General features: G+C 73.3%; 22 protein-coding genes. 13 read left to right on the top strand and 9 right to left on the bottom strand.

From position 1 onward, the window contains the following. Positions 1–7 precede the first annotated feature (7 nt). Genes RM609_RS05885 through RM609_RS05875 form a run of 3 tightly spaced genes read right to left on the bottom strand, consistent with a single transcriptional unit; the run spans position 8 to position 3,758 of the window. Positions 8–2,251 (bottom strand): MMPL family transporter, encoded by a 2,244-nt coding sequence (locus RM609_RS05885; protein ID WP_311608460.1) that lies wholly within the window; start codon positions 2,249–2,251, stop codon positions 8–10. Next, the gene (locus RM609_RS05880) at positions 2,248–3,471 is read right to left on the bottom strand and encodes a beta-ketoacyl-[acyl-carrier-protein] synthase family protein (protein WP_311608459.1); all 1,224 of its coding nucleotides are present in this window, start codon (positions 3,469–3,471) and stop codon (positions 2,248–2,250) included. The genes RM609_RS05885 and RM609_RS05880 overlap by 4 nt, the downstream gene beginning before the upstream one ends. Next, complete coding sequence (locus RM609_RS05875) at positions 3,468–3,758, bottom strand: acyl carrier protein (protein WP_311608457.1); 291 nt, start codon at positions 3,756–3,758, stop codon at positions 3,468–3,470. Before RM609_RS05875 ends, RM609_RS05880 begins: the two co-directional genes overlap by 4 nt. 294 nt (positions 3,759–4,052) lie before the next feature. Here RM609_RS05875 and RM609_RS05870 point away from each other — a divergent pair, with 294 nt between their 5' ends. The 10 genes from RM609_RS05870 (at position 4,053) to RM609_RS05825 (ending at position 15,860) form a co-directional block, all read left to right on the top strand. Beyond that, positions 4,053–4,787, top strand: a complete 735-nt coding sequence (locus RM609_RS05870; RefSeq protein ID WP_311608456.1) for a Mut7-C RNAse domain-containing protein — start codon at positions 4,053–4,055, stop codon at positions 4,785–4,787. Positions 4,788–4,874: 87 nt separating this feature from the next. Next, complete coding sequence (locus RM609_RS05865; protein WP_311608455.1) at positions 4,875–5,144, top strand: DUF1876 domain-containing protein; 270 nt, start codon at positions 4,875–4,877, stop codon at positions 5,142–5,144. Positions 5,145–5,235: 91 nt separating this feature from the next. Beyond that, positions 5,236–5,676 (top strand): MscL family protein, encoded by a 441-nt coding sequence (locus RM609_RS05860; protein WP_311608454.1) that lies wholly within the window; start codon positions 5,236–5,238, stop codon positions 5,674–5,676. 102 nt (positions 5,677–5,778) lie between these two features. Next, on the top strand, positions 5,779–7,488 hold the full coding sequence (locus tag RM609_RS05855) for a sensor histidine kinase (RefSeq protein ID WP_311608453.1): 1,710 nt from the start codon (positions 5,779–5,781) through the stop codon (positions 7,486–7,488). A gap of 32 nt (positions 7,489–7,520) precedes the next feature. After that, the gene (locus tag RM609_RS05850; RefSeq protein ID WP_311608452.1) at positions 7,521–8,174 is read left to right on the top strand and encodes a response regulator transcription factor; all 654 of its coding nucleotides are present in this window, start codon (positions 7,521–7,523) and stop codon (positions 8,172–8,174) included. Positions 8,175–8,469: 295 nt separating this feature from the next. Continuing rightward, positions 8,470–9,741: a phenylacetate--CoA ligase family protein gene (locus RM609_RS05845; protein WP_311608451.1), complete on the top strand. Its 1,272-nt coding sequence runs from the start codon at positions 8,470–8,472 to the stop codon at positions 9,739–9,741. Further along, entirely contained in the window at positions 9,738–11,069 is a 1,332-nt protein-coding gene (locus RM609_RS05840; RefSeq protein ID WP_311608449.1) for an MFS transporter, read from the top strand. The genes RM609_RS05845 and RM609_RS05840 overlap by 4 nt, the downstream gene beginning before the upstream one ends. Further along, a complete protein-coding gene (locus tag RM609_RS05835; RefSeq protein ID WP_311608447.1) occupies positions 11,066–12,211 on the top strand; it encodes a GNAT family N-acetyltransferase in 1,146 nt (381 codons plus the stop codon). The genes RM609_RS05840 and RM609_RS05835 overlap by 4 nt, the downstream gene beginning before the upstream one ends. Continuing rightward, positions 12,208–13,365, top strand: coding sequence for a LuxE/PaaK family acyltransferase (locus RM609_RS05830; protein ID WP_311608446.1), 1,158 nt, complete (start codon positions 12,208–12,210; stop codon positions 13,363–13,365). The genes RM609_RS05835 and RM609_RS05830 overlap by 4 nt, the downstream gene beginning before the upstream one ends. Then, complete coding sequence (locus RM609_RS05825) at positions 13,362–15,860, top strand: acyl-CoA reductase (RefSeq protein ID WP_311608445.1); 2,499 nt, start codon at positions 13,362–13,364, stop codon at positions 15,858–15,860. The genes RM609_RS05830 and RM609_RS05825 overlap by 4 nt, the downstream gene beginning before the upstream one ends. A gap of 142 nt (positions 15,861–16,002) precedes the next feature. On the opposite strand, the gene RM609_RS05820 is transcribed toward RM609_RS05825, so the two are convergent. Beyond that, positions 16,003–17,553, bottom strand: coding sequence for a Na+/H+ antiporter (locus RM609_RS05820; RefSeq protein ID WP_311608443.1), 1,551 nt, complete (start codon positions 17,551–17,553; stop codon positions 16,003–16,005). A 255-nt stretch (positions 17,554–17,808) separates the two neighbouring features. Between RM609_RS05820 and RM609_RS05815 the strand changes: the two genes are divergently transcribed. After that, positions 17,809–20,364, top strand: coding sequence for a sensor histidine kinase (locus RM609_RS05815; protein WP_311608442.1), 2,556 nt, complete (start codon positions 17,809–17,811; stop codon positions 20,362–20,364). 3 nt (positions 20,365–20,367) lie between these two features. Here RM609_RS05815 and RM609_RS05810 read toward each other — a convergent pair whose 3' ends face one another. Further along, on the bottom strand, positions 20,368–20,604 hold the full coding sequence (locus tag RM609_RS05810) for a hypothetical protein (protein WP_311608536.1): 237 nt from the start codon (positions 20,602–20,604) through the stop codon (positions 20,368–20,370). 615 nt (positions 20,605–21,219) lie between these two features. Between RM609_RS05810 and RM609_RS05800 the strand changes: the two genes are divergently transcribed. After that, entirely contained in the window at positions 21,220–21,747 is a 528-nt protein-coding gene (locus tag RM609_RS05800) for a hypothetical protein (RefSeq protein WP_311608440.1), read from the top strand. Positions 21,748–21,780: 33 nt separating this feature from the next. Here RM609_RS05800 and RM609_RS05795 read toward each other — a convergent pair whose 3' ends face one another. The 4 genes from RM609_RS05795 to RM609_RS05780 form a co-directional block, all read right to left on the bottom strand. After that, positions 21,781–22,662 carry a hypothetical protein gene (locus RM609_RS05795; RefSeq protein ID WP_311608438.1) on the bottom strand — a complete coding sequence of 294 codons (882 nt, stop codon included), beginning with the start codon at positions 22,660–22,662 and terminating at the stop codon, positions 21,781–21,783. Positions 22,663–22,777: 115 nt separating this feature from the next. After that, on the bottom strand, positions 22,778–23,188 hold the full coding sequence (locus tag RM609_RS05790; RefSeq protein ID WP_311608436.1) for a nuclear transport factor 2 family protein: 411 nt from the start codon (positions 23,186–23,188) through the stop codon (positions 22,778–22,780). 65 nt (positions 23,189–23,253) lie between these two features. After that, positions 23,254–24,714, bottom strand: a complete 1,461-nt coding sequence (gene gnd / locus RM609_RS05785; RefSeq protein ID WP_311608435.1) for an NADP-dependent phosphogluconate dehydrogenase — start codon at positions 24,712–24,714, stop codon at positions 23,254–23,256. A gap of 869 nt (positions 24,715–25,583) precedes the next feature. Then, positions 25,584–26,090, bottom strand: coding sequence for a winged helix-turn-helix transcriptional regulator (locus RM609_RS05780; protein WP_311608434.1), 507 nt, complete (start codon positions 26,088–26,090; stop codon positions 25,584–25,586). Between the two features lie 108 nt (positions 26,091–26,198). Here RM609_RS05780 and RM609_RS05775 point away from each other — a divergent pair, with 108 nt between their 5' ends. Further along, on the top strand, positions 26,199–26,984 hold the full coding sequence (locus tag RM609_RS05775; RefSeq protein ID WP_311608433.1) for an SDR family oxidoreductase: 786 nt from the start codon (positions 26,199–26,201) through the stop codon (positions 26,982–26,984). The last annotated feature ends 12 nt before the right edge of the window (positions 26,985–26,996 follow it).

The raw sequence follows: 26,996 nt of genomic DNA, 5'->3' as shown, positions 1-26,996 counted from the left end.
GCCGGCCTCAGCGCCCGCGCCCCCGGCCCGCCCACGCGCCGGCCCGCGCGTGGAGCCGCCCCAGCCACCCCGGCGCCCACCAGTTCAGCCGCCCGGCCACGGTCAGATACGCCGGTACGAGAACGCCCCGCACCAGCACCGCGTCGACCAGCACCGCCGTGGCCAGCCCCGTCCCCAGCAGCTTGAGCTGGGAACCCTCGGAGGTGACCAGCGCGCCCGTGACCACGGCCACCGCGAGCGCGCCCGTGGTCACCAGCCGCCCGGTTCGCGCGACGCCCTCCACCACCGCCCCCCGGTTGTCACCGGTCAGCAGATAGTGCTCCCTGACCCGGGAGAGCAGGAAGATCTCGTAGTCGATCGCCAGCCCGAACGCGATGGCGAACAGCAGCAGCGGCATCGTCATGTCCACCGTCCCGGTGGCCGTGAAGTCACCCACCACGGGCCGCAGATGGCCGTCCTGGAAGCCGAACACCAGCGCCCCGAAGCTCGTGCCCAGGCTCAGCGCGCCGATGAGTAGCGCCTTGAGCGGAAGCACCACGCTGCCGGTGAGCAGGAACAGCATCGCCCACATCGTGGCCGCCGCGATGCCCGCCGCCAGCGGCAGCCGGGCCAGCACCGCGTCCTTGGTGTCGGCCAGCAGCGCCGCCCGCCCGGTGACCAGGTGCTCGCCCGGTGGGCCCGGCAGGGCGCGCAGCGTCCGCACCAGGTCCTGCGCGGCCTTCGTCTGCGGCTCCCGTGCCCCGGCCACCAGCAGCACCGCCCCCGTGCCGGACCCGGCGGTCGCCTCGGTCCGGGCCCAGCCCACCGAGCGCACCGACCGCTGGTCCGACACGTCGCGCTCGTAAGCCCACAGGGCCGCCGCGTCCCGCGCGGGGTCCACGTCCGGCAGCACGATCGCGAGGGTGTGGTCGGCGGGGGCGGCGAAGCCCGCGCGGATCGCGTCGGCGGTGCGGTGCGCCTCGGAACCGGCGGGCAGCACCCGGTCGTCCGACAGACCGAAGCGCACATGGGCGAACGGCGAGGCCATCAGCAGCAGGACCGCCGCGCAGACCCCGCCGAACCACAGCGGCCGCCCCGTCACCGTGCGCGCGACCCGCCGCCAGAACGGGCTGTCCGGACGCGGCGGCCCCGCCGCCCGGCCCCGGCGCAGGGCGCGCAGCGGATCCCAGCGGTCGATCCGGGTGCCGAGGAGCGCGAGCACGGGCGGCACCAGCAGCGTCGCCGCGGCCGCCGAGAACAGCGCGACGGCCATCCCCGCGCAGGCCATCGAGCGCAGGAACGGCAGCGGCAGCACCAGCAGGGCCGACATCGACAGCGCCACCGCGCAGGCGGACACCAGGACCGTGCGCCCCGCCCGGCGCGCGGTGCGCCGCACCGCGTCCTCGACGGGGTGCCCGGCCCGTAGCTCCTCCCGGTAGCGGGTGACGAGGAACAGCCCGTAGTCCACGGCCAGCCCGAAGCCGAGGGCGCTGGTGAGGTTCACCGCGAACACCGACACCGGCATCGCGTAGGTGAGCAGCCGCAGCACGGCGATCGTGCCGACGACCGAGACGGCGCCGATCAGCAGCGGCACCAGCGCGGCCACCAGCGACCGCAGCGCGAGTACGAGCAGCAGCAGGGTCAGGGGGGCCGCCACCAGCTCGGCCCGGACCAGGTCCGCCCCGCTGGAGCGCTTCGCCTCCACGCTCACCCACGCGGGCCCGGTCGCGGAGACGGTCAGCGCGCCGTGGCTGCCCGTGAGGCCCGGCACGAGCGCCTCGGCGGTGCGGGCCGCGTCCCGGTCGGCCCCCGCCAGATCGGCCGTGACCAGCGCCGCCGTACCGTCCTCGGCCCGCAGTCCCGCGTCCTCGCCCGCCCAGTACGACCGGACGCTCGCCACCCCGGCGGAGTCGGCGAGCCGCCGCGTCAGCCGCAGCCCCTCCTCCCGCGCCCGCTCCGCGTCCACGCCGCCCTCGGCCCGGACGAGCAGGACGAGGTCGGGCGCGCCGGCGCCGAAGCGGTCGGCCAGCAGCCGGTCGGCGCGCGCCGACTCCGTCCCCGAGGCGAAGTAGCCGCCGTTGGCCAGCCGCCCGGAGGCGCCCGCGCCCACCGCCGCCAGCAGCAGTGTGAGCACGGCGGCCGCCGCCGGGACCAGCCACGGGCGCGCCCGCCGCAGCCGGTCCGCCGCGGGCCCGCGAGAACGCGGAGGGGCCCCGCCACCGAGGGAAGCCGGTGCCAGGGCCGCCGCGTCGAGGTCCCCGGGGGGCGTCATACGGCCCGGAAGAACAGGACGGCGTTCTGGCCGCCGAAACCGAACGCGTTGCTGAGCGCGCCTTCCATGCGGTGCCGCCGGGGCGCCTTCGTCACCACGTCCAGGTCCATCCCGTCGTCGAGGCGGTCGAGGTTGGCGGTGGGCGGGACGATCTGCCGCTCCAGGGCCAGTACCGTGCAGGCGGCGTCGATCGCCCCGGCGGCGCCGAGCGAGTGCCCGAGGACGCCCTTGAGCGAGGTCACCGGCGGCGGGGTGCCGAACACCGTGCGCAACAGGGTCGCCTCCACCTGGTCGTTGAGGGGCGTCGAGGTGCCGTGCGCGTTGACGTGGTGCACCTCCGAGACGTCGGCGCGGGCGTCCGCGAGGGCGGACTCCAGCGCGCGCCGGGCGCCCGCCCCGTCGGGGTTGGGGCGGGTGGCGTGATAGCCGTCGCTGGACGCCCCGTAGCCGGACAGCAGGCCGCGCGCCCGGGCGCCCCGGGCGCGGGCGTCCCGCGGCCGTTCGAGGACGAGCATCGCCGCGCCCTCGCCCAGGACGAAGCCGTCACGGTCGGCGTCGAACGGCCGGGACGCCCCGGCCGGGTCGTGCCGGCGCTGCGAGAGCGCCCGCATCCGGTGGAAGGCGGCCGAGGCCATGGGCACCCGGGCGCACTCGGTGCCCCCGGCGAGCGCGATGTCGCAGGCGCCCGAGCGCAGCAGGTCGCGGGCCACGCCGATGGCCGTCGCCCCCGAGGCGCAGGCGGTCGACGTGGTCAGGCACGGCCCGAGTGCCTGGAGGTCCGTGGAGACCTCGCCGGCGGCCATATTGGGCATGGACCGCGGCAGGGCGGTGGGGGAGATGGCCTCGATCCGGCCCTCGGCCAGGTGCTTGTACTCCTGGGGCCAGCAGTCGCCGCTGTTGCTCCCCGCGCCGATGACGACCGCCACCCGGGCGCCGTCCCAGGACGCGGGGTCCAGCGCGGCGTCGGCGACCGCCTCGCGCGCGGCGACGAGCGCCAGGTGGATGAAGCGGTCGCTGCGCCAGGTGATCCGCCGGCCCAGCAGCTCCCCGCCGTCGAAGCCGGGCACCCGGCAGGAGAAGTCGACCGGCAGCCCGGCCAGCTCGTCGTCGTACGCGCCGAGGCCCACGCCCGCGCACAAGCCGTCCCAGGTCGCCTCGCGGCCGATGCCGGCCGGGGTCACCATGCCGATCCCGGTGACCGCGACCTCCCGTTCGCTCACCGTCCCGGCCGGGCCGGCGCGGCGGACGGGGCCCCGCCCTGCGGCTGGGCGCCGATGCCCGCCCGCAGCAGCCGCTCGACCCAGGCGGCCGTCCCGCCGAGCGTGTCGTCGGCGGGCGCCTGGTCCAGGGGCCGCTCGAGGTGGTCCTCGAGCAGTGTCACCAGCTCGATCTTGGCAAGCGAGTCGATGCCGAGCTCCTCGAAGGTCGCGTCCGGGGCGATCTGCTCCCCGGGGACGCCGAAGTGGTCGGTGAGCAGACGGGTCATCAGGTCGTACGCGGTTTCCATCGATCGTTCTCCTCGATCGGGACCGGACATCGGGACCGGGCTCCGGACACCGGGCAGCAGACATATCGTTCGTCTGATGCCATAGGCCTCTTTTCCGGTTGATTGGTGCGCAGCAGCGTCCCACCGGCGACGGGCCCGGCCACCGGCGACACGCGCGCGGCCCAGGGGCGAGTCACCCGTCCTGCCGACCGGACGGGCGACGTGGGGGCGGCCCCGCGGCGGCCTTGCGGCGGGCCCGCGGAGGGCCGGAAAACCCGGGGCGCCCCGGCCCCGCGCGATGGCATGCTGTGGGGCGTGAACGGTCCCGTGATCTTTGTCAGCGTCGCCCCTGAACTGCGGCTTTTCGTATCCGTCGAGCGCCGGGCGGCGGCCGCGCCGGTGGTCACCGACGGCGTCTCCACCCTCGGGCATGTGGTGGAGTCCCTCGGCGTCCCGCTCACCGAGGTGGGCCGGCTGCTCGTCGACGGGCGCCCGGTGCCGGTCTCGCACGTGCCGGCCGAGGGGGAGCGCGTGGAGGTCCGGGCGGTGTCCCGGCCGCAGGAGGTGCCGGGGGCGCCGCTGCGGTTCCTGCTGGACGTACACCTGGGGACGCTCGCCCGCCGGCTGCGGCTGCTGGGCGTCGACGCGGCGTACGAGAGCGAGGACATCGGCGACCCCGCGCTGGCCGCGCTCTCCGCCGCCGAGCGCCGGGTGCTGCTCTCCCGGGACCGGGGGCTGCTGCGCCGCCGGGAGATCTGGGCCGGCGCGTACGTCTACAGCGACCGGCCGGACGAGCAGCTGAGGGACGTCCTGGGCCGGTTCGCGCCCCGGCTGGCCCCCTGGACGCGCTGCACCGCCTGCAACGGCCCGCTCCAGGACGCCGACAAGGACGCCGTCCGCGAGCACCTGGAACACGGGACGCGCCACACCTACGACGTCTTCGCGCAGTGCGTGACCTGCGGCCGGGTCTACTGGCGCGGCGCGCACCACACGCGGCTGGAGGCGATCGTCGACGACGCGATGCGCGAGTTCGGCGCCGCCGCGGCCTGAGGGGATCCCGTGTCCGGTGTCGCAATCGGGCCGCCTGGTGCACGCTGGAGAGGTAGCGGACAAGGGGCGGGCCAGGAGGTGGACGCCATGACTCAGGTAGCCGGCATGCACGTCGACGTCGAATTCGACGAGGTCGACAAACGAACCCGGGCGGCCGCGCTGCTCAGACTCCCGGACGGCACCGAGATCCGGGCCAAGGGCAAGGCCGTCAGGCATCCCGACGACCCCGAGCAGCAACGGGTCGGCGAGGAGGTCGCGGCGGCGCGGGCTCTGAACAAGCTGTCCCGGGAGCTGCTCGACAAGGCCGGGCACGACATCGAAGAGGTCACCCACATCACGGCGCACCCGGCGATGTGAACCCCACCCCGGGGCTTGCTCCGGGGTGAATCCCAGTCCCGCTCCCGCGCCGTACACCTGGGAAAAGTGGGACAAAGAGTAGCTTTTCCCTGTGCTCAAGGGATTCAAGAACTTCGTCATGCGCGGTGACATCGTCACCGTGGCCGTCGGCCTGATCATCGCGCTGGCGTTCTCCACGCTGATCAAGGCGTTCACCGATTTCGTGGTCAACCCGGTCATCGCCCGGCTCCAGGGCGGCCACGGCATGGGGCTGGGCTGGCAGCTCGGCCGCGCGGGCAACCGAGCCACCTACCTCGACCTCGGGTCCTTCATCTCGGCCCTGATCTACTTCGTCATCTTCATGGCCGTCGTCTACTTCTTCATCGTCGTGCCCTACAAGCACGTCCAGGCGCGGCGCGGGGTCGTCGTCTTCGACGAGCCCGGATTGCTGAAGACCTGCCCGGCGTGCCTCTCGGAGGACCTTCCGGCGGCCGCCGCGAAGTGCCGGCACTGCGGCACGGACCAGCCGTCGGGCACAGCCCGCCCCGCCTGACGGGCGCCGGGCCCTTCGGCCGGGGCGGCGTCGACTTTCGTCGTACACCCGAGCGACCTTCGGCGCGTGTGCCGGGGCGGGCGGAGTGCCTAGAGTGCGGGGGTGAACGCGACATCGTGGGCCCGTGAACTGTGGGGGCGGCTGACCGACCCGGGGCTGTGGACCCGGCGCAGGCTGGTGGGGGAGTGCCTGCTCGCCGTCGCCTTCGCGCTGCTCGCGGGGCTGGCCGAGGCCGGTCACGGCTGGCCGCGGATGGCCGCCGTCGCCCTGGCGGCCGTGGTGCTGTCGCTGGTGCGCCGGGCCCTGCCGATCACCGCGCTGATCGCGACGTCGGCCCTGTCCGGGGGCACCGAGGGCGGCGCGAGCCTGCTGCTGATGGCCGTGGGCTGGTCCGCCGGGCACCGGATCGCGGGGGTGCTGCGGGCGTCGGTGGCCTTCGGCGCCTCCTTCGCGGTCTCTCTGGGCCTGAGCCTGTGGCGGGCGGAGTTCTCGCCGGCCGGGACGGTCACGCTCGCCACGGTCTTCTTCGTGGTGACAGCGGTCTTCCCCGGCCTCGCGGGCCGCTACTGGACGCAGCGGCGCACCCTGCTGGACACCCTGCGGCTGCGCAACGCCCAGCTGCTGCGCGAGCGCGAGATGATCGCCGGGCAGGCGCGGATGAGGGAGCGGCAGCGCATCGCCCAGGACATGCACGACAGCCTGGGGCATCAGCTCGCCCTCATCGCGGTGCAGACCGGCGCGCTGGAGGTGGACCGCGAGCTGACCGGCCGTCAGCGCGAGGCGGTCGGTGTGCTGCGCGAGGCGTCGGTGGCCGCCATGCGGGAGCTGCGCGAGGTCGTGGGCATCCTCAAGGACGGCGTCCCGGAGGAGGAGCAGCCGGGCTCCCGGGTGGTGGCGGGCATCGAGGGCCTGGTCGAGTCCGCCGTGGCGGCGGGCATGAAGGTGACCCTGGAGCGCTCGGGCGACCCCCGCCCGCTGGCGCCCGCCACCGACCACGCCGGATACCGCGTCGTCCAGGAGGGCCTGACCAACGCCGCCAAGCACGCCCCGGGCGCCGCCATCGCCGTCGGCGTGCGCTACGAGCCGGACGCGCTGGTGGTGGAGGTGGCCAACGGCCCGGTGGCCCTGAGCGTCGCGACGGAACCCCGGCCGGACACGGTCAGCGGGGGAGAGGGGCTGACCGGGCTGCGGGAACGGGCCCGGCTGGTCGGCGGCATGGTGTTCACCGGCCCCGGGGCGGACGGCGCGGGCTTCCGGCTCGCGGCCGTGCTGCCCTACGACGCGGCGGAGTCGAGGGAGGCCCGGGGGAGCGCGGACGACACGACCTTCGTCGGCGGCGCGGACGACTTCCGGCGGCAGTCCTGGGCGGGGACCCCGGGCGAGGGTGGAGCGGTCATCGACCGGCTCGACCCTCGCGAGGAGTTCAAGGACATCATGGGTACGAAGAAGAGCAACGGCTGCCTGCTCGGCTGCGGAATCGCGCTGCTGCTCCTGGTGGCCCTGGTGGTGGCGGCCGTCTTCACCATGGGCAAGGTCATCGACGAGGCCGACAAGGGCATGATCGACCCGAGCGTCTATCAGTCCGTCAGGGTCGGCGACCCCGAGCAGGACGTCCGGGAGAAGCTGCCGTCCGGCAAGTCCTTCTTCACCTCCGACGCCAAGGACAAGATACCGGCCGCCCCCGCCGGGACCAGCTGTCTGACCCTGCTGTCCACCGACGACTCCCGGGGGCTGTCCGTCGACACGGTTTACCGCTTCTGCTTCAAGGACGGCAAACTGTCCGACAAGCGCGAGTTCCACGTCAAGAGCTAGCGAACAGCACACCATCCCAGGAGAAGACACCGGTGATCCGCGTCCTCATCGCCGATGACGAGCCGCTCATCAGGGCCGGCATCAGGATGATCCTCACGTCCGCCGACGACATCGAGGTCGTGGCGGAGGCGGTGAACGGACGGGAGGCCGTCGAACTGGCCCGGCGGCACCGGGTGGACGTCGCGCTGCTCGACATCCAGATGCCGGTCCTCGACGGCCTGACGGCCCTCGGCGAACTGGGCCGCCACGCCCCCGGCGTCCGGGCGCTGATCCTCACCACCTTCGGCGAGCCCGACAACGTCCTGCGTGCGCTGCGCCAGGGCGGGGCCGGCTTCCTGCTGAAGGACTCCGCGCCGGGCGAGCTGATCGGGGCCGTCCGGGCGGCAGCGGCGGGTGCCGCCTATCTCTCCCCCGCCGCCACCCGGCACGTGGCCGACTCGCTGGCCGCCGGCCCCGTCGCCGCCCGGGGCGAGGAGGCGCGGCGGCGCGTGGCGGAGCTCAGCGAACGGGAGCGCGAGGTGCTGGCCCTGCTCGGCGAGGGGCTGTCCAACGCCGACGCCGGGCGCAGGATCCATATGAGCGAGGCCACCGTGAAGACGTACGTCAGCCGGATCCTCGCCAAACTTGGCTGCGAGAACCGGGTACAGGCCGCCCTGCTGGCCCGGGACGCGGACCTGGGGGCATAGGACGCCGCCCGCCATAAGAACTCCGGCAAGAACGGCTTTCAACAAAAGAAACAGAGGTTTCGCGCCACATTCACCTGACATGTGGTGAGCGCAGGGGTAATTCTGCGATATCTTCTATGGCGTTCCCTCGTGACCGAGCGTCAGACACCGACGCCGGAGCGACGTCGAGAGCGGTAAGGCACGCCTCTCGCGGAACAGACCGGCACCGGCACGTGGCGAGCGCATCGCACTCCTCGCCGCGGCTTCGCCATGCCCGGGACACCACCCCTGTCCGTATCACCTAGGCAAAGGCCGCATGTCCGTTCACCCGCTATCGGACCTCATACGTTTCACCCGCCGGAACTCCCCCTTCTACGCGGAGCTCTACGCCGGCCTCCCCCCGGAGGTCCGGCACCTGACCGACCTGCCCGTCGTGGACCAGAGCGCCTTCTGGGCGGCCAACACCCTCGACGACAACCAGGTGCTGACCGCGCCCCTGAGCGAAGCCGTCGTCTACAAGACCGGCGGCACGACCGGCGCCCCCAAGTTCTCCTGCTTCACCCGCGAGGAGTGGCGCGACTTCGTCACCGCCTTCGGCGGGGGACTCGTCGAGGCGGGGCTGCGCCCCGGCCACCGGGTCGCCGACCTCTTCTACGCGGGCGAGCTCTACGCCAGCTTCCTGTTCGTCCTGGACTCGCTCGCCCACGCGCCCGTCGACAACGTCCGGCTGCCCATCGGCGGCGGCGCCCCCCTCGAGACCACCGTCCCCACCCTTGAGGACCTCGGCGCCCAGGTGGTGGCGGGCACCCCGACCACCCTGTGCCGGCTGGCCGAGCACCTGATCGCCACGGGCCGTCAGCTCCCCGCCGTGGAGCTGCTGTTCTTCGGCGGCGAGGCGCTCTTCTCCGACCAGCGGCGCCTGCTCGCCGCCGCCTTCCCCAACGCCGAACCGCGCTCCCTCGGCTACGCCAGCGTCGACGCCGGCCTCCTCGGCCGCCCCGTACCCGGCCCCGACCCCCGGGTGCACCGCGCCTTCACCCCGCACACGATCGTCGAGATCCTCGACGAGACCACCGGGGAGCCCATCCACGAGCCCGGCCGCCCCGGCCGCGTCGTGGTGACCCAGCTCTTCCGCCGCCTCATGCCCGTCATCCGCTTCCCCGCCGGCGACCGCGCCGAATGGACGGACACCGGGGCCGGGCACTTCCGCATCCTCGGCCGCGCCGAGGAGGGCGTCCGCGTCGGCCCCGTCTCCCTCTACTCGCAGGACGCGCTCGACGCCGTCGCCGAGGCGGACACCGACGGCCGCGTGACGGGCACTCAGCTCGTGGTGCGCCGCCGCGACGGCCGCGACGGCCTGGTGCTGCGCCTGGCCACCGCCCCCGGCGACGACGACCCCACGGGTCTGGAACCCCTCGCCAAGACCGTTGTCGAGCGGCTGAACACCGTCCGCCCGCTCTACCCCGACAGCGTGGCCGCCGGCTTCGTCCACCCCCTGACCGTGGAGTGGGCCCGCCACAGCGACCTCGTCGTCAACTCCCGCTCGGGCAAGCTCGTCCGGGTCATCGACGAGAGGCCCACCGCATGACCGCCGTGACCACCGACGAGGGCCGCCGCCCGCCCCTCGTCCTGCGCAACCGCGCCTTCGGCACGGTCTGGCTGGCCCAGGTACTCACCCAGGCCGCCGTGCGGATGTTCCAGGTCGGCGTCTCCTGGTGGCTGGTCGCCTACGCCGTCGCCGGCGGACGCGGCCTCGCCTCCGGGCTTTTCATGGCCGTCAGCACCCTGCCCGCCGTGGCGCTCGCGCCCGTCGTCGCCCGGGCCGTCGCCCGCTTCGCGCACCGCTCCGTGCTGCGCACGGCCGCCGGGGGAGCGGGCGTCGCCGCCGCGGCCCTCGCCTGCTGGGCGTACGCCGGCGGGCTGCCGCTCGCCGCCGCCTACGCCGCGACCCTGGCCCTCGCCGCCTGCCAGGCCTTCTTCGACCCCTGCCTGACCACCTCCGTGCCCGAACTCGTCGACGACGAGGACATCGAGGCCGCCACCGGCTTCGAACTGTCCACCCAGTCGCTGGCGAGCCTCGGCGGAGCGCTCATGGGCGCCCTGATCGTCGACGGCGCCGGAGTGGCGGGCCTCGCCGTCGGCTGCGCGAGCGCCTACCTCGTCGCGGCCGTGCTGCTCACGACCGTACGGTTCCGCACCCCGGCCGCGCCCGGCGCGGACGACGGCACGGACGTCGGCACGGAGCCGGGCGCGGACGACGGCCCGCGGTCGCTGCGGGGGATCCTGGCCGGGCTGCCGTTCGTCCGCCGGATCCTGCTCTGCTTCACCGCGGCCAACCTCTTCACCACCGCCGTCTTCGTCGTCATCCCGCTGTACACCAAGTCCGTCCTGGCGGACGGCGGTTCCACCGTCGCCCTGCTGGAGGCGTCGCTGGGCGTGGGCACGCTGATCGGCTCGTTCACCGGCGCCCGCGTCCCCGGCCGGCCCACCACCCTCGGCGCGTGGCTGCTGACCCTGATGGCCCTGGCCCTGGCCGCGCCCGGCCTGTTCGCGAGCCGGTTCGTCATCGCGGGCTGCCTGGTCGTCGCGGGCTGGTGCGTCGGTGTCATCGGAGTGCGGTTCGTGGCGCTGTTCCAGCGGCTCGTCCCCACCGCCGACAAGCCCGGCTTCTTCGCCGTGATGCAGGCCGTGCTCGGGGCGACCTTCCCCCTGGCCTCGCTGCTGTTCGGCCTGCTGGGCGACCGGCTCTCCCCGCAGACCCTGTGCCTGATCCAGGCGGCCGGACTCCTCCCCGCGGCCTGCGCGCTGGCCCTGCTGCGGGACCCGGACACCGACGCCGGGGCCGACGCCGACGAGGCCCCGCAGGCCCGTACGTCCCACCCGACCGAGCCCGTGGCCACCGGAGGACAGCGATGACCTTCACGATCGACCGGGCCACGCCCGCCGACATCGCCGAACTGCGCCAGCTCTACTACGCCGTCTACGGCCCGCACTACCCCACCGCTCTGGGCACCGACCCCGCCGAGATGTCCCGGCTCATTGCCGACCCCCACACCCTCTGGCTGGTCGCCCGGCACCCCGGCTCCGGCGGGCTCGCCGCGTCGGCTGCCATCCACGGCGAGGCCGGCAGCCGTGTCGGCCGGCTGGAAGGGCTCGCCGTCCACCCCGAGCGCCGCTCCGGCGGCCTCGCCCACGCCCTGACCGACGAGCTGTGCCGGAGGACGCTGGACACCGGGAGCCTGGACTCCGTCTACGCCACGGTCCGCACCGTCAGCGTCGGCCCCCAGCGCGTCGTGTCCCGCAACGGCTTCCGCCCCATGGGCGTCCTGCCCAACGCCGTGGACCTCAACAGCCGCGAAAGCCTCGCACTCTACGCGCGTCACTCGCCGGGGGTGCTGGACCGTCGCCTCCCCGTCGCCGAGGTCCCCACCCCGCTCGCGCCCCTCCTGCGCACCGTCGGCGCGAGCCTCGGCACCGACTACGGGCACACCCGCTTCACCGCCCCGAAGACAGCGCCCGCCCGCACCACGAGGGCGGCGCGGCTGGAGATGATCGAGGCACCCTCGTTCGTCCGCCGCCGCTTCCACGAGCGCTTCCCCGACAACGAGCGCTGGTTCTACCCGCTGCACACCCCCAACGCGCTGCTGGCGTCCGACGACGACAGCTTCGAGGTCTACGCCTACCTCAACCGCACCGGGCGCTACTGCTCCCTGATCGCCGCCGCGCCCGACCCGGCCGCGGCCGCCGACTACCTGGAGCCCATCACCCGGACCCTCACCCGCGCGGGCGCCGGTTATGTGGAGGCCCTGGTGCCGCTCTCCGAGCACGGAGCGCTCTCGGCCTTCCTCGCCCAGGGCTTCATCCCCAGCGCCCTCTACCCGGCCATGCGCCCCGAGCCCGACGGCGACGGCTTCCACGACTACGTCGTGATGTCCCGCACCGCCGAACAGATCGACTTCCGCGAAGTGGTCGTCGACGCTCCCCTCCAGCCGTTCCTGGACGCCTACGCGGCGGCCTGGGCGTCGACCTACCTGCCCACCCTCGAGGTTGCCTCATGACATCCGTCAATCCCCATCTCGCACCCGTCGACGTCCCCGACCCCGCGCTGCTGCCGCACGTCCAGCGCCTGTGCGACCTGACCGACCCCTACACCTCCGGCCCCGCCGAGGAGGAGCTCTTCGCCGCCGCCATGGCGGAGATCCACGCCTGGCACACCGAACGCTCCCCGTTCTTCGGCTCGCTGTACCAGGGGACCGCCCCCGAGGAGCCCTACCGCGCGCCCCTGGTGCACGCGAACTTCTTCAAGCGGCACGAGGTCCTGTCGATCCCGCGCGACGACGTCCACCTCCACCTCACCTCGTCCGGCACCACCGGGCAGAAGTCGCAGATGTTCTTCGACGAGTGGACCATCCGCTCCGCCCAGCGCATGGTCGCCCGGATCTTCGAGCGCAACGGCTGGATCACCCCCGACCAGCCCGTCAACTACCTCCTCTACAGCTACGAGCCCGCCCCCGACCTCAAGCTCGGCACCTCCTTCACCGACAACTACCTCTGCGACTTCGCCCCCGCCCGCCGGGTCGAGTACGCCCTCCGCCACACCGGCGGCGGCCACGAGTTCGACCCCTTCGGCTACGTCGCCGCGCTGCTCCGCTACGCCGAGGAGGACGTACCCGTCCGCATCCTGGGCTTCCCCGCCTTCCTCTGGTTCACCCTGGAGCGGATGCGGGCCATGGGCCTGCCGCCCCTGAACCTCCCCGAGGGCTCCCTGATCGTCCTCGGCGGCGGCTGGAAGGGCCACACCGACCAGCAGATCGGCAAGCACGAGCTGTACGCCCGCGTCACCGAACAGCTCGGCGTCCCCTCCGAGCGGATCCGCGACACCTTCGGCTCCGTCGAGCACTGCATTCCCTACATCGAGTGCTCGCACCACAACCTCCACGCGCCCGTCTGGTCCCGTGTGTTCATCCGCTCCACCCGCACGCTGGAGCCGCTCGGATACGGCGAGCGGGGCTACCTCCACCTGGTCTCCCCCTACATCACCTCCGTCCCCGCGCAGAGCGTCGTCATGGGCGACCTCGCCTCCCTCCACCCCGGCAGCGACTGCGGCTGCGACCTGGACACCGACTGGTTCACCATCCACGGCCGCGCCGGAGTGAGCCGCAACAAGAGCTGCGCCGTGGCCGCCGCCGAACTGATGAAGGGCATGTCGTGACAACCGAGACCAATCCGCACTACTGGCAGGGCGCCTTCATCGACGACGAGGAAGCCGGCCGGCGCCTCGCCACGCTGCCCACCGCCGTCGAGGACACCCTCGCCGAGCCCCTGGACACCGAGACCGTCCTCGCCGCCTGCGACGCACTGTCCACCGCGCTCCTCGACCCCGCCCACCCCACGTACGCCCGGCTCGCCGCCCACCTGCCCGAGGGCGAGGACGGCACCCTCCTCGCCGAACTCGGCGCGTTCCTCGGCCGACCGGAACTCACCCGCAAGCTCCGCAGCGAACTCGGCGGCGCCGCACCCCAGCGGCTCAACCGCCCCGACGCCAAGGACACCGTCTACGAGGCCTGGGCGCCCATCGGCCTCGTCGCCCACATCGCCCCCGGCAACGCCGCCTCCGTCGCGCCCCTGAGCCTCGTCGAAGGACTGCTGGCCGGCAACGTCAACATCCTCAAGACCTCCGGCGCCGACACCCTCCTCGCCCAGCACCTCCTCGCCGAACTGGCCGCGCTGGACGAGAGCGGAGCCATCGCCCGGCGCGTCATCGTGCTGCGCTTCCCCTCCTCCCGGCAGGAGTGGCTGCGCCTGATGTGCGCGCCCGCCGACGCCGTCGCCGTCTGGGGCGGCGAGGCCGCCGTCGAGGGCGTGGCCGCCCATGTGCCGCCCGGCTGCCGCCTGGTGGAGTGGGGCCACAAGATCTCCTTCGCCTACCTCGCCCGCGACGCCTGGCAGGACGAGGCGACCCTGGCCGCCCTCGCCGCCGACGTCTGCCTGCTGGAACAGCAGGCCTGCTCCAGCCCCCAGGTCGTCTACCTCGACACCGACGACGACAAGGAGGTCCTCGCCTTCGCCGAACGCCTCGCAGGCGCCCTCGCCACCATGCCCCCCGGCCCGTCCACCGACGAACTGGGCACCGCCGAACAGGCCGAGCTCACCACCACCGAGCTCATGGCCCGCCTTGAGGAGCATCTCGGCCTCACCCGCGTCCATGTGGCCCCCGACGGCTCCTGGCGCGTCATGGCCGACACCCGCCCCGCGCTCACCGCCTCCCCGCTGCACCGCAGCGTCTGGGTCAAGCCCCTGCCCCGGCAGCGGATGCTCGCCACGCTGCGCCCCATGCGCCGCTACCTCCAGACCGTCGGCATCGCCGGCACCCGCACCGACGTCGCGGAGCTCTCCCGCCTCGCCCTGGCCGCCGGCGCCACCCGCGTCACGCCCGTCGGCGGGATGCTGGCCAGCTACGCGGGCGAGCCCCACGACGGCGTCTACGCGCTCCAGCGCTACAGCCGCCGCGTCGCCGTCCAGGCCGACGAGCGCTTCGCCACCGTCGCCTGCCTCGACGACCTGGTCCGCCCGGCCGCCCTCCCCGAGCCGAGCGGGCCGCTGCTCGACAAGGCCGCCGTCCAGGAGCTCAACCGCTCCGTCGACCGGCGCGACGCCGAGCTGTACTTCCGCAGCGGCGGCAGCACCGGCACCCCCGCCCTGTCCCTGTTCACCTACGACGACTACGACACCCAGATGAGCGCCGCCGCCCGCGGCCTGCTCGCCGCCGGGTACGACCCCAAGCACGACCGCACCGCCAACCTCTTCTACTGCGGCGGCATGTACGGCGGCTTCATCAGCTTCTTCTCCATCCTGGAGCGGCTGGGCGGCACCCAGATGCCCATCGCGGCCGGCCCCGACCACCGCGCCACCGCCGAGGCCCTGGTCGCCCACGAGGCGGACACCCTCTTCGGCATGCCCTCCTACCTCTGGCAGCTCCTGCACGACCAGAGCGACCTGCTGCGCTCCTACGGCGGCATCCGCAAGATCTTCTACGGCGGGGAGCACTTCACGGCCGAGCAGCGCCGCGTCCTCGCCGAGAACTTCGGCATCGAGACCATCCGCTCCATCACCTACGGCAGCACGGACCTCGGCCCGCTCGGCTACCAGTGCGTGGAAAGCGCGGGCGGAGTCCACCACCTCCACGCCGACCTCCACACGCTCGAAATCCTCGACGTCGACGCCGACCGGCCCGTGGCACCGGGGGAGACCGGCCGCCTCGTCTTCACCACCCACGCCCGGCGCGGCCAGCGCCTCGACCGCTACGTCATCGGCGACCTCGGCCGCGCCGTCCCCGGCCGCTGCCCCTGCGGCAACCACGCCCCGCGCTTCGAACTGCTCGGCAGGCTCGGTGACGTGATGCGCGTCGCGACGTACTTCCTCAACCACCGGCGGTTCGTGACCATCGCCGAGGAGGACCTCGGCTACGCCGGGGAACTCCAGGTGCTCGTCGAGAACGGCACGGCCCGCGAGCGCCTCACGGTACGGGTGGAGCACTCGGCCGACCCGGCCGCCCTGCGCACGGCCTTGCTGGCCGGCTACCCGGAGCTCCGCTCGGCGGTGGAGGAGCGGCTGCTCGACGTCGAGATCGAGACGGTCGCGACCGCGGACTTCGCCCGCACGGCGACGACCGGGAAGCTCCGGTCGGTGGTCGACCGCCGACAGTAGGCGAGGGGCCTGCGGCGCTCACCCCTGTCCCGCCCCTTCCCGTTTCTTTCAGGGGCTTCGCCCCCGAACCCCCACCCGGGGGTGCGAGGGGGCGGAGCCCCCTCGGAAACGGTGAAAGGGTGGGACAGGGGCAACACCCCCCTCACTCGCCCAATCCCGCCTCTTCCAGGTCCAACGACCGCTGCACCCTCCTCCGTGTCATATCGCTGATGCGATTCCCCTCGTACAACCGCCGCAGCTCCGCGCTCTCCGCCGCTATCACCGCCCGCCGCAGCTCGCGGTAATCGGTCGCCGAGAATCCGTCGTCACCACGATCCGCGTCCGCCTGATCCAGCTGCGCCAGCAACCCCCGCCGCAGCTGGTCGACGACGGTCGTGGAGGCCGCCTCCAAGGACTCCAGCTCGTCCAGGCAGTCCAGCCCCGCCTTGGCGAGCGCCGCCCGGCAGCGGGCCTCCTCGTGGGCGGTGTGCTCGGGCTCGAGCGCGATGCCGGACCAGCGGACCACCGGGGCCAGGGTGAAACCCTGGAGGACGAGCGTGAGGACGACGACGCCCGCCGTGAGCACCAGGAGCAGCGGACGGTGCGGCAGCGGCCCGCCCCCCTCGACCGTGAGCGGGATCGACAGCGCGGCGGCCAGCGGCATCACCCCCCGCGTCCCCGCCCACGACACCACCGCCGGGACGCGCCAGGACACCCGCCCGTCGCCCCGCCGACGCTGCGTCAGCAGGGACAGCGGCAGGACCCCGAGCAGCCGTGTCGTCAGGACCGTGCCGGCCATCGCCAGCACCCCCAGCGGCCAGTCGTCCCCGGCGGAGCCGAGTTCGTGGACGAGCGCCGGCAGCTCCAGCCCTATGACGGCGAAGACCACACTCTCCAGCAGGAAGACCACCGTGCCGTAGACGGCGTGCACCTGGAGCCGGAGGGCCGCGTTCGTCAGCCGGTGGCCCGTGCTTCCCAGCACCACGCCCGCCACCACCACCGCGGTGACCCCGGACGCCCCCAGGTCCTCGGCGAGAACATACGCCGCGTAAGGCGTCACCAGCGCGACGACCGTCTCCAGCACGGGATCGGCCGTGCGCCGCCGGATCAGCGCCGCGACCCCCGCCACCGCGCCGCCGATCAGCACCCCGCCACCGCCCAGGAACAGGAACGCGCCGCCCGACGCCGCCGGGGAGACCGCGCCCGCCGTCACGGCCGTGGCGACGGCGACTTTGAACAGCACCAGCGACGTGGCGTCGTTGAACAGGCTCTCCGCCTGCACCAGCACCTGCACGCGCGGCGGCAGCGACAGCCGGCGCCCCAGCGCCGTGACCGCCACCGGGTCCGTACTGGCCAGCACCGCGCCGAGAACGAACGCCGTGGTGCCGCGGAGCGGGGTGACGGCGGCGGCGACCACGCCCACGGCCGCCGCGGTGGCCAGCACCAGCCCGAAGGCCAGCACGGTCACCGGCCGCCACACCGGCCGCAGTTCGCGCCACGATATTTCCTCGGCCGAGGCGAACAACAGAGGCGGCAGCACCACGACGCTGATCGTCTCCGGGGCGACCCGGATCGCGGGCACCCAGGGCAACGCCCCGATCAGCACCCCGCCCACGACCAGCAGCGACGGCGCGGGAACCCGCCAGTGCCGGGCGCCCGTGGCGATGAGCGTGGCGAAGGAGACAAGGAGGAGAACAGCGGTCAGAGCGGTCACGTGAGGTTTCCCGTCGACACGGTGGAGCGGCTCGCGCCGCACTGCCGCCGACCAGGCTTCCCGGCACTCCCGGAAGAAATCCACCGGCTTGCGCCCGCCCCCCGCCCCGCCCTCACCCCGCTTGTGACCTGCCGAAGTCAGGAACGCGTCAACGTCCGTCCCCGCACCTCCGCCCACGGCCCGGATCGGCCGACGATGGCCATGTACCCCTCCGCACCGGGCGATTTCGACCCGCCCCCGACAGAAGGAACACCCATGGCCCAGGCCGGCGCTCCGCCTGAAACTCCGGGCCCTCGCCCCGGCAGACTGAAGGTCTTTCTCGGCGCTGCCCCCGGAGTCGGCAAGACGTACCGCATGCTGGACGAAGGATGGCGCCGCGCCCTGCGCGGCACCGATGTCGTGGTGGCCTACGCCGAGTGCCACCACCGCCCGCACACCGAGGAGATGCTCGCGGGACTGGAGGTGCTGCCGCGTCTCCACCGCGACCACCGGGGCATGGAGTTCACCGAACTCGACCTCGCCGCCGTGCTCGCCCGCCGTCCCGCCGTGGTCCTCATCGACGAACTCGCCCACACCAACGTGCCCGGCACCGGCAACACCAAGCGCTGGCAGGACGTCGAGGAACTGCTCGCCGCGGGAATCGACGTGATGACCACCGTCAACATCCAGCACCTGGAATCCCTCAGCGACGTCGTCGAGAAGATCACCGGGGTGCCGCAGCGGGAGACCGTGCCGGACGACGTCGTCCGCCGCGCCCACCAGATCGAGCTCGTCGACATGGCCCCCGAGGCACTGCGCCGCCGCATGGCCCACGGCAACATCTACGCCCCCGAGAAGATCGACGCGGCGCTCTCGCACTACTTCCGCGTCGGCAACCTCACCGCCCTCCGCGAGCTGGCCCTGCTGTGGCTCGCCGAACGCGTCGACGAGACCCTTCAGCGCTACCGCGCCGAGCACGGCATCGGCGGCGTCTGGGAGACCCGGGAACGCGTCGTCGTCGCGCTCACCGGCGGCCCCGAGGGCGACACCCTCATCCGCCGGGCCGCCCGGATCGCCGCCCGCTCCTCCGGCGGCGACCTGCTGGCCGTGCACGTCACCCGCAGCGACGGGCTCGCCGGCGCCTCGCCCGCCGCGCTGGCCGGGCAGCGCCGGCTCGTCGAGAGCCTCGGCGGCACCTACCACACGGTCGTCGGCGACCAAGTGCCCACCGCGCTCATGGACTTCGCCCGCGCCGAGAACGCCACCCAGCTCGTCGTCGGCGTCAGCCGCCGCGGCCGGCCGGCGCGCGTTCTGGCCGCGCGCGGCGTGGGCGACAGCGTCGTCGAGATGTCCGGCGACATCGACGTCCACATCGTCACCCACGAGCGCGCCGGCCGGGGGTCCGGCCCGCCCGTCCCGGGCAGCGGCCTCTCCCGCGTCCGCCGGATCTGCGGGCCCGTGGCCGGGCTGCTCCTGCCCTTCCTGCTGACCGCGGGCCTGCGCGCGGGCGCGGCCGCCGAGGCCCTCGGCCTCAACCTGACCAGCGAGGCCCTGCTCTTCCTCGTCGCCGTCGTCGGAGTGGCCTGCATCGGCGGGGTGGTCTCCGCGCTGCTGGCCTCCCTGACGGCCTCGCTCCTGCTCAACTACTACTTCATCCCCCCGGCGGGCCGCTTCACCATCCACGGCGCCAACAACATCCTCGCGCTCGTCGTCTTCGCCCTCGTCGCCGCCACCGTCGCCGCCGTCGTGGACCGCTCGCTGCGCCTGAGCCGGCGCGCCGCGAGCGCCACCGCCGCGGCCGAGACCCTGTCCTCGCTGGCCGGCGGCATCCTCCGGGGCGAACAGGAGGTACCCGACCTGCTGGAGCGCACCCGCCGGACCTTCGGCATGGAGTCGGCCGAGCTGCGCCCCCGGGCCCGCGACCGCGAGGCCGCCCCCGCCGCGGCCCGCGACGGCTCAGGGCGCGCCTCGGCCGAGGAGATCAGGACGCCGATAGGGGAGGACGCCGAACTCGTCCTGCGCGGCCGGGCGCTGCCCGCCTCCGATCGCCGGGTGCTCGCCGCCTTCGCCGCCCATCTGACGGCCGCCGTGGAGCGCGCCCGGCTGGCCGAGGCGGCTGCCGAGATCGAGCCGGTGCGGGCCGCCGACCGGATGCGCACCGCCCTCCTGGCCGCCGTCAGCCACGACCTGCGCACCCCGCTCGCCAGCGGCTGGGCCGCCGTCAGCTCCCTGCGCAGCCGGGAGGTCGACTTCTCGCCCGAGGACCGCGAGGAACTGCTGGCCACCGCCGACGAGTCGATGGCCAAGCTCAACCGGCTCGTCGACAACCTCCTCGACATGAGCCGCCTCCAGGCGGGCGCCCTGACCCTGAGCCTGCGCCCCACCGCGCTCGTCGAGGTCCTGCCCCTGGCCCTGGACAGCCTGCCGGAGGCGCCGGAGTGCCGGGTGGCCGCCCAGGACCTGGAGCGGGTTCCCGACGTCCTCGCCGACCCGCCCCTGCTGGAGCGCGTCCTGGCCAACCTGGTGGCCAACGCCGCCCGGCACTCCCCGCCGGGCCGCCCGGTCACCGTCGCGGCCAGCGTGCTCGCCTCCCGGGTGGAGCTGCGGGTCGTCGACCGGGGCCCCGGCCTCCGGCCCGCCGACCGCGAGCGCGCCTTCGCGCCCTTCCAGCGGCTCGGGGACACCGACAACACCACCGGGCTCGGCCTGGGCCTCGCGCTGTCCCGGGGCCTGACCGAGGCCATGGGCGGCACGCTCACCCCCGAGGACACCCCGGGGGGCGGGCTGACGATGGTCGTCTCCCTGCCGGCCGCCCCGGTCCCGACAGGATGACCGTCACTTCACACCGTCGGCGAGGAACGCGCGGACCTGCCGCGCCACCTCACCGTCGGACAGCAGGTCGTTGTGCTTCAGGCAGTTGGCCGTACGGGTGTTGACGGCGCCGGCCAGCGCCGTGCTCTCCACCGGGGCGATCTGCTCGTCGCACGACGACCACCAGGTGGCGTACCGGACGGAACCGGGCGTCTCGTCAACGGAGTTGAGGTTCCGTAGCACGTACGAGCCGGGCGTCATGTCGCGGCACCCCTGGTCCCACAGACGCGCACGCCCAGGCCAGGGACGTCCCGTGGTTGGGCCCGGCCGGTGACGTCCAGTGACCGACCCGGCCGGCCGCCGCCCCGCCGCCGAAGGCGAGGTACCAGCGGGTCGGCAGACTGCCCAGGCTGTGCGCCACGACGTCCACGCGCGCGGCCCCGGTCCGGGCCGGCACCTCGTCGACATAGGCCGCGAACCGGCCGGCCGTATCTCGTTCGACGACTGACCCGTGTCGTACGACCACGCATAAAGCCGGTCCTCGGGGTAGCCGTTCCGGGAGAAGTCCGCGCGCATCCCGCCCCAGACGCCCGGCCCCGCGTTCCGGCCGTGCACGAAGATCACCGGATCCGGCGGGGCGTGGCCGGCGGCGGCCCGGGGCGGTGCCACGACGAGCGGGAGGACAGGGGCCGAGAGGGACAGGAGGAGGGCCATGAGGGGTCTTCGCGGGACGCGCACGCGCGGATACCTTTCTGTTCCGGGCCCCTGACGGGGCATCGGTTCCGGGAGGGAACTGTTCCGTCAACTCGCCCGCTGTACAAGGTGAATCCGATGACCGGGTGCCGTAAAGGGCCACCCGGCGACCGAGGGGGAGCCATGCGTACGACCCGATCCACCCGGCGCTCCGGGGTGGCATTCGCCCTGCTGGCCGCGCTCACCGTCCCGGCCGTCGCCTTCGCGGCCTCCGCCGGGGCCTTCACCAAGCCCGCCGCCACGGCGGCGGACGACGCCCCGCAGACGCTCGAGGGCGGCACGTCCTCGGTCGTCGACCGGGTGGCGTCCTTCTACGGCGCCTACGTCGACGCCCGTACGGGCACGCCCGACGCCACCCTGTCCAGCGCCCTGCGCGCGCACTACCTCACCAAGGAGTTCCGCGCCCGCCTGGAGACCTGGGAGCGGAAGAACGCCACGGACGGCGTGCTCCGCGCGCAGAACACCCCGCGCGCCTGGCAGGTCACCTACGACAACAGCGGTGCCGGGCACACCTGGACGAAGGTCCGGCTGACCTGGGGCGACGAGAAGAAGCCGACGTACACCTACCTCAGTGTGCAGTCGGACCTCGCCACCAAGGCGATCTCCGACATCAAGGAGGGCACGGCGACGGGCGGCGCCGTCGACGACTGACGGACAGCCCTGCGCGGGTCCCTGCGCGGGGCCTTACGCGGGCGGGGCGGCCCGCCGGACGAACGACATCCCGTACAGGCCGCCCGGCCCGGCGCTCGCGCCCGAGACATAGGCGGTGTTCGCGCCGTGCCAGTACAGGGAGTCGACCTGGAGGGGCTCGTCCAGGAACCGCGCGGGCGTCAGCGCCACGCCCCCGAGCGGGTCGCGCTGCCGGTCGTAGGACCATCGCCGGACCTCGGACTCGCGCAGGGCGGTGCCCCAGGACATGCCCCGGTCGAGATCCGCCAGCCGGAAGCCGATGAAGGCCCCTTCCAGGGTGACCTCGCGGCGTACGGTCAGCTCGGCGGGACGGCCGTCGAGGTCGCCGGCGTAGCCGCCGTCCCCGGCGTACCAGTCGCGGTAGTCGCGGAACGGCCGGTTCTGTACGTAGCCGGGGCCCGTGCCGGAGCGGCGGAAGGACAGGGGGAAGCCGCGGCCGTCCCGCACGCCCGTCCCCGAGAGCCGGTCGGTGTCCTGGGTGTGGAGCATCAGGGCGCGCAGGGCGAGGGCGGCGGACCCGCGCAGCGCGATGCCACCGGCCAGATGCGAGGTCGCCGGGACGTCTTCAAGGCTGCCGGTGAAGGTCTCGTCCCGGTCGAGGTCGGTGAGGGTGAGATAGAGGGTGTGCCGGGTGCCGGGGGACTGCCGCACGACGACGATCCTCAGCCGCGCCCGCCGGCCGTCGTACACCCCTTCCCAGGTGCCGTGGAAGGCGCGTACGTCCCGGAAGACCCCGCCGCCCCCTCCGGCGGACCGTCCTGCTGTGACGGCGGCTGCGGCGCCCGTGCCGAGGCCGGTGCAGCTGCAGCCCAGGGCGAGGGCCGTGCCGAGGGCGGATCTGAGGGCGGTGCGGCGGGACGGTGAGGGGTGCTGCATCGGACCTCCCGGATTCCGTACGCGGAAATCTCCCGCGTCGAACGACGCCGCTCATGATGTGCGCTGTCACGCGCGCCGCACAGTCCCCGAATAAGCCGACCGAGCCGACCGAGTCTCAAGGCCTCTCGTAGCAGTCGTAGTTGCGCTGCGAGACGATCCTCCCGTCCCGGAATTCCAGGAACGTCGCGATGTGCGCGCGCAGCACATGCCCGGTGGGCAGCTCCCCCAGGGGCACGCCCAGCGTGCCCGACCAGACGACCTCCAGGGCCACCCGGTCCCCGGCCGCGACCGCGCCCGTCACCTCGAAGCGCTGCTCGGCGAGGAGGCCACGGCCCCGCTCCGCCGCGGCCAGGATCGCGGGCAGATCGCGCACGACGCCCTCGGGGAAGAGGGCGTTGGGCAGCTCGTGGTGGACGGCGTCCTCGTGGAAGAACCGGGCGAGTTCCTCGCCCGTGGCAAAGCGGGCGACGGCCTCGTGATAGCGCAGGGCCGTCTCGACATTGGGGTGCTGCGGCACGTCCGGCATGGCCCGACCATAGCGGTGCCCCGCGGCGCCGGAACGCCGCGGGGCACCATCGCCCACGGGATCCGTCAGGCGGTCTGCTCCTCGCTGCGGTCACCGCTCCAGAGGGTGTGGAAGGAGCCCTCGCGGTCGGTGCGCCGGTAGGTGTGGGCGCCGAAGAAGTCCCGCTGCCCCTGGGTGAGGGCGGCCGGCAGCCGCTCGGCGCGCAGCGCGTCGTAGTAGGCCAGGGCGGCGGAGAAGCCCGGCGTCGGCACCCCGCGGCGCACGGCGGTGGCGACGACCTCGCGCCACGCGTCCTGGGCCCGGCCGACCTCCTCGGCGAACTGACGGTCCGCCAGCAGGGTGGGCAGCTGGGGGTCGGTCGCGAACGCGGCGCGGATGCGGTCGAGGAAGGCCGCCCGGATGATGCAGCCGCCGCGCCAGATGGCGGCCATCGCGCCCAGGTCGATGTCCCAGCCGTACTCCTCGCTCGCCTTGGCGATCATGTTCCAGCCCTGGGCGTAGGACACGACCTTCGACGCGTAGAGCGCCTCCTCCACGCGCGCGGCGAACTCCTCGGCCTCGGTGGCGGAGAGGGGCTCGGCCGACGGACCGGGCAGACCGTTCGCCGCCTCGCGCAGCTCCTTGTGCCCGGAGACGGAACGCGCGAACACGGCCTCGGCGATCCCGGACACCGGCACCCCGAGGTCCAGCGCCGTCTGCACCGTCCACCGGCCGGTGCCCTTCTGCTCGGCCTCGTCCGCCACGACGTCCACGAACGGGCGGCCGGTGGCGGCGTCCTTGTGGGCGAGCACCTCGGCGGTGATCTCGATGAGGTACGAGTCCAGCCGCCCGGCGTTCCAGTTCCGGAAGATCTCCGCGATCCGCTCCGGCGCGAACCCGCCGACCGAGCGCAGCAGGTCGTACGCCTCGGCGATCAGCTGCATGTCGGCGTACTCGATGCCGTTGTGCACCATCTTGACGAAGTGGCCGGCGCCGTCGGGGCCGACGTGCACGGCGCAGGGGGTGCCGTCCTCGGCCTTGGCGGCGATGGACTCCAGGAGGGGACCGAGCGATTTGTAGGATTCCGCCGAGCCGCCGGGCATGATGGAGGGGCCGTTGAGGGCGCCTTCCTCGCCGCCGGAGATGCCGGCGCCGACGAAGTGGATGCCCTTGTCGCGGAGGTCCTTCTCGCGGCGGCGGGTGTCGGCGAAGTGGGCGTTGCCGCCGTCGATGATGACGTCGCCCTCGTCGAGGAGGGGCGCGAACTCGTCGATGACGGCGTCGGTGGCCTCGCCTGCCTTGACCATGATGATGATGCGGCGGGGCTTGACGAGGGAGGCGACGAATTCCTCGGCGGTCTCGGAGGGAACGAAGTCACCCTCGTGACCGTGCTCCTTGACCAGTGCCTCGGTCTTGGCATAGGTGCGGTTGTGGACGGCGACGGTGTGGCCGTGGCGTGCGAAGTTGCGGGCGAGGTTGCTGCCCATGACGGCGAGCCCGGTGACGCCGATCTGTGCGGTTGCCGTGGTGGCGAGGGTGCTGGGCATTGCGGTGGTCCACTCCTGTCGCTGTGCAGTCGAAGGCTGGTGCGGGCGTCAACACGGCAGGGCCCGGAGATCTTCCCGGGATCGGCCGTGCGGGTGACCGGGCAACAGCCCGGCCACCATCGCACGGGGCGCTCGAGGGTGACTGGGCGCGCGCTGGAGACGGTCATGGGCCAGTCACCTCGCTCGCCTGCGCGAGCCTCCGTGCCTGTGGACCTTTTGTGTGACCTGAACAAAGACGAAGCGAGGCGTGTGGTCCATCTATCCGGGCTTCGGCGTCGGCTGGGCCGGGCGGAGGGACCGCCTGGCGGTTGCGCGATGGCGGCGCTTGGGGGCGGTCCACGGCGGGTTCCGCCGGGTCCGATGCTGACTTAATGCTGACTTTGCTGACACCTAGTCAGATGTGCGGCGCGGTACCTGGCGGGCGACGTGGCGTCAGTGAAGGGTGGCGGTGATGTCGCGGCATGAGTGACGGAGGGTAATGGAGGACCTGGTCTGGCCGTGACGCTGCGGGTGGACCGGCGCCGTGTGGCTGAGAAACGGTGATTCTTGAGTTGGCGCCCCAGCCGGGTGGGTCGCCGCCGGGCTTTCGCGCCCACTCGGGTGTGCCCCCGGATGCGTTCCTCGACAAGCCCGACAGCCGGATCACCCTCCGATCGTACGGCGCCGGGGTAGACAAGACGGCCTACCGCCCCGGTGGGATCTACTCATTCGTTGACGTTGCTGACCATGAGATGGGGCGAGGCCCTCGATCGGCCATGGGGCGCACGGCGGTCAACGCCTGGAACGCCCGCCAGGCGGCGTTGCCGCGATAGGAGTGATCAATTCGCAACCGACCAGGGAGGGCTGTTCGGTGCTGGTTCGGGGCAGCCTTACGCCTCTGCGGGGGGTGTCGGTCGTGTCGCGTATCGGTGGCGCATGGCGTCGCTGGCTGCGGGACCTGCGGTGAAGACGTAGGTGTCGCTGTCGTCGAGCCGGCGGCCGGTCTTGGCGTCGACGACGACGGGTTCGACTTCCTCGCCGCTGTGCGCGTCGATGAGGATCATGCTGCGTTCGGCCGGCGTGAGGCGGGAGTTACCCCACGCGGCCAGGGCGACGATCACCGGTCGGAGGGAGTGCCCGAGTTCGGTGAGGACGTACTCGTGGCGTACGGGGTTGGCCTGGTAGGGCCGGCGCTCCAGCAGTCCGTCGGCGACGAGGGTTTTCAGCCGGGTGGAGAGCATGCTGGAGGAGATTCCCAGGCTCTCCTGGAACTGGTCGAAGCGCGTGTAGCCGTCGAAAGCGTCGTGGAGGATCAGCAGCGTCCACCACTCGCCTACGTGTTCCACCGTCGTGGACAGTGGGCACTCCCGGTCCTCCAGCCTGATCCGGCTTGCCACAGGGGCCGCCCCCTCCACTGCTGCTAAAGTCGAAGTTAGTGACTTCTACTTTAGCAGTAAGGGTGGGAGCGGTGCCTTCTGCGCCCGCACCCGGGAGCGGAGCACACCGTGACCACATCCATCAGCGAATCCCTCGAAGGCCGCCGCGCTCTGGTCACCGGCGGCACCAAGGGCACCGGAGCCGCCATCGCCCGACGTCTCGCCCAGGCCGGCGCGACCGTGCTGGTCACGGCCCGCAGCCGCCCTGACGACGTCGAGGAGAACGCGTTCATCGCCGCCGACCTGTCCAGCGCCCAGGGCGCCTCTCACGTGGCCGCCGAGGTGGACGCCCGCGTGGGAGGCGTCGATATTCTGGTCAACACCCTCGGTGGGTCCGAGGCGCCGGCCGGAGGGTTTGCCGCGCTCGGCGAGGACGACTGGGCCAGGGAACTGAACACGAACCTACTGGCCGCCGTCCGCCTGGACCGCGCACTCCTGCCGCACATGATCGCCACAGGTAAGGGTGCGATTGTGCATGTCACCTCGATCCAGCGCCGCATGCCGCTGTGGAACGGAACCCTGGCCTACGCCGCCGCCAAGGCCGCCCTGACCACCTACAGCAAGGGTCTGGCCAACGAGGTCGCTCCGCACGGCGTCCGCGTCAACACCGTCTCGCCCGGTTTCGTGCAGACTTCGGCCGCCAACAACCTCGTCGCCCGGATCGCCCACGAGGCAGACATCACGCGGGAAGCGGCGCTGGGCCGGCTCATGGACTCCCTGGGCGGCATCCCGCTGGGCCGTCCCAACCGGCCCGAGGAAGTCGCCGAGCTCGTCGCCTTCCTCGTCTCCGACCGCGCCTCGGCCATCGTCGGCGCCGAACACGTCATCGACGGCGGCACCACCCCCACCGTCTGAACCCGCCACCAC

The organism is Streptomyces hesseae, from assembly GCF_031845785.1.
GTDB lineage: Bacteria > Actinomycetota > Actinomycetes > Streptomycetales > Streptomycetaceae > Streptomyces > Streptomyces hesseae.
Note: the sequence above shows the minus strand (reverse complement) of the source record. Positions and strands in the feature narration are given on the sequence as shown.

Bases quoted from the DNA above. Each gene is read 5' to 3' on its own strand.
- RM609_RS05885 (WP_311608460.1), bottom strand. From the start codon at position 2,251: ATGACGCCCCCCGGGGACCTCGACGCGGCGGCCCTGGCACCGGCTTCC.
- RM609_RS05875 (WP_311608457.1), bottom strand. From the start codon at position 3,758: ATGGAAACCGCGTACGACCTGATGACCCGTCTGCTCACCGACCACTTC.
- RM609_RS05865 (WP_311608455.1), top strand. From the start codon at position 4,875: ATGACTCAGGTAGCCGGCATGCACGTCGACGTCGAATTCGACGAGGTC.
- RM609_RS05845 (WP_311608451.1), top strand. From the start codon at position 8,470: ATGTCCGTTCACCCGCTATCGGACCTCATACGTTTCACCCGCCGGAAC.
- RM609_RS05840 (WP_311608449.1), top strand. From the start codon at position 9,738: ATGACCGCCGTGACCACCGACGAGGGCCGCCGCCCGCCCCTCGTCCTG.
- RM609_RS05835 (WP_311608447.1), top strand. From the start codon at position 11,066: ATGACCTTCACGATCGACCGGGCCACGCCCGCCGACATCGCCGAACTG.
- RM609_RS05830 (WP_311608446.1), top strand. From the start codon at position 12,208: ATGACATCCGTCAATCCCCATCTCGCACCCGTCGACGTCCCCGACCCC.
- RM609_RS05815 (WP_311608442.1), top strand. From the start codon at position 17,809: ATGGCCCAGGCCGGCGCTCCGCCTGAAACTCCGGGCCCTCGCCCCGGC.
- RM609_RS05810 (WP_311608536.1), bottom strand. From the start codon at position 20,604: ATGACGCCCGGCTCGTACGTGCTACGGAACCTCAACTCCGTTGACGAG.
- RM609_RS05800 (WP_311608440.1), top strand. From the start codon at position 21,220: ATGCGTACGACCCGATCCACCCGGCGCTCCGGGGTGGCATTCGCCCTG.
- RM609_RS05795 (WP_311608438.1), bottom strand. From the start codon at position 22,662: ATGCAGCACCCCTCACCGTCCCGCCGCACCGCCCTCAGATCCGCCCTC.
- RM609_RS05790 (WP_311608436.1), bottom strand. From the start codon at position 23,188: ATGCCGGACGTGCCGCAGCACCCCAATGTCGAGACGGCCCTGCGCTAT.
- gnd (WP_311608435.1), bottom strand. From the start codon at position 24,714: ATGCCCAGCACCCTCGCCACCACGGCAACCGCACAGATCGGCGTCACC.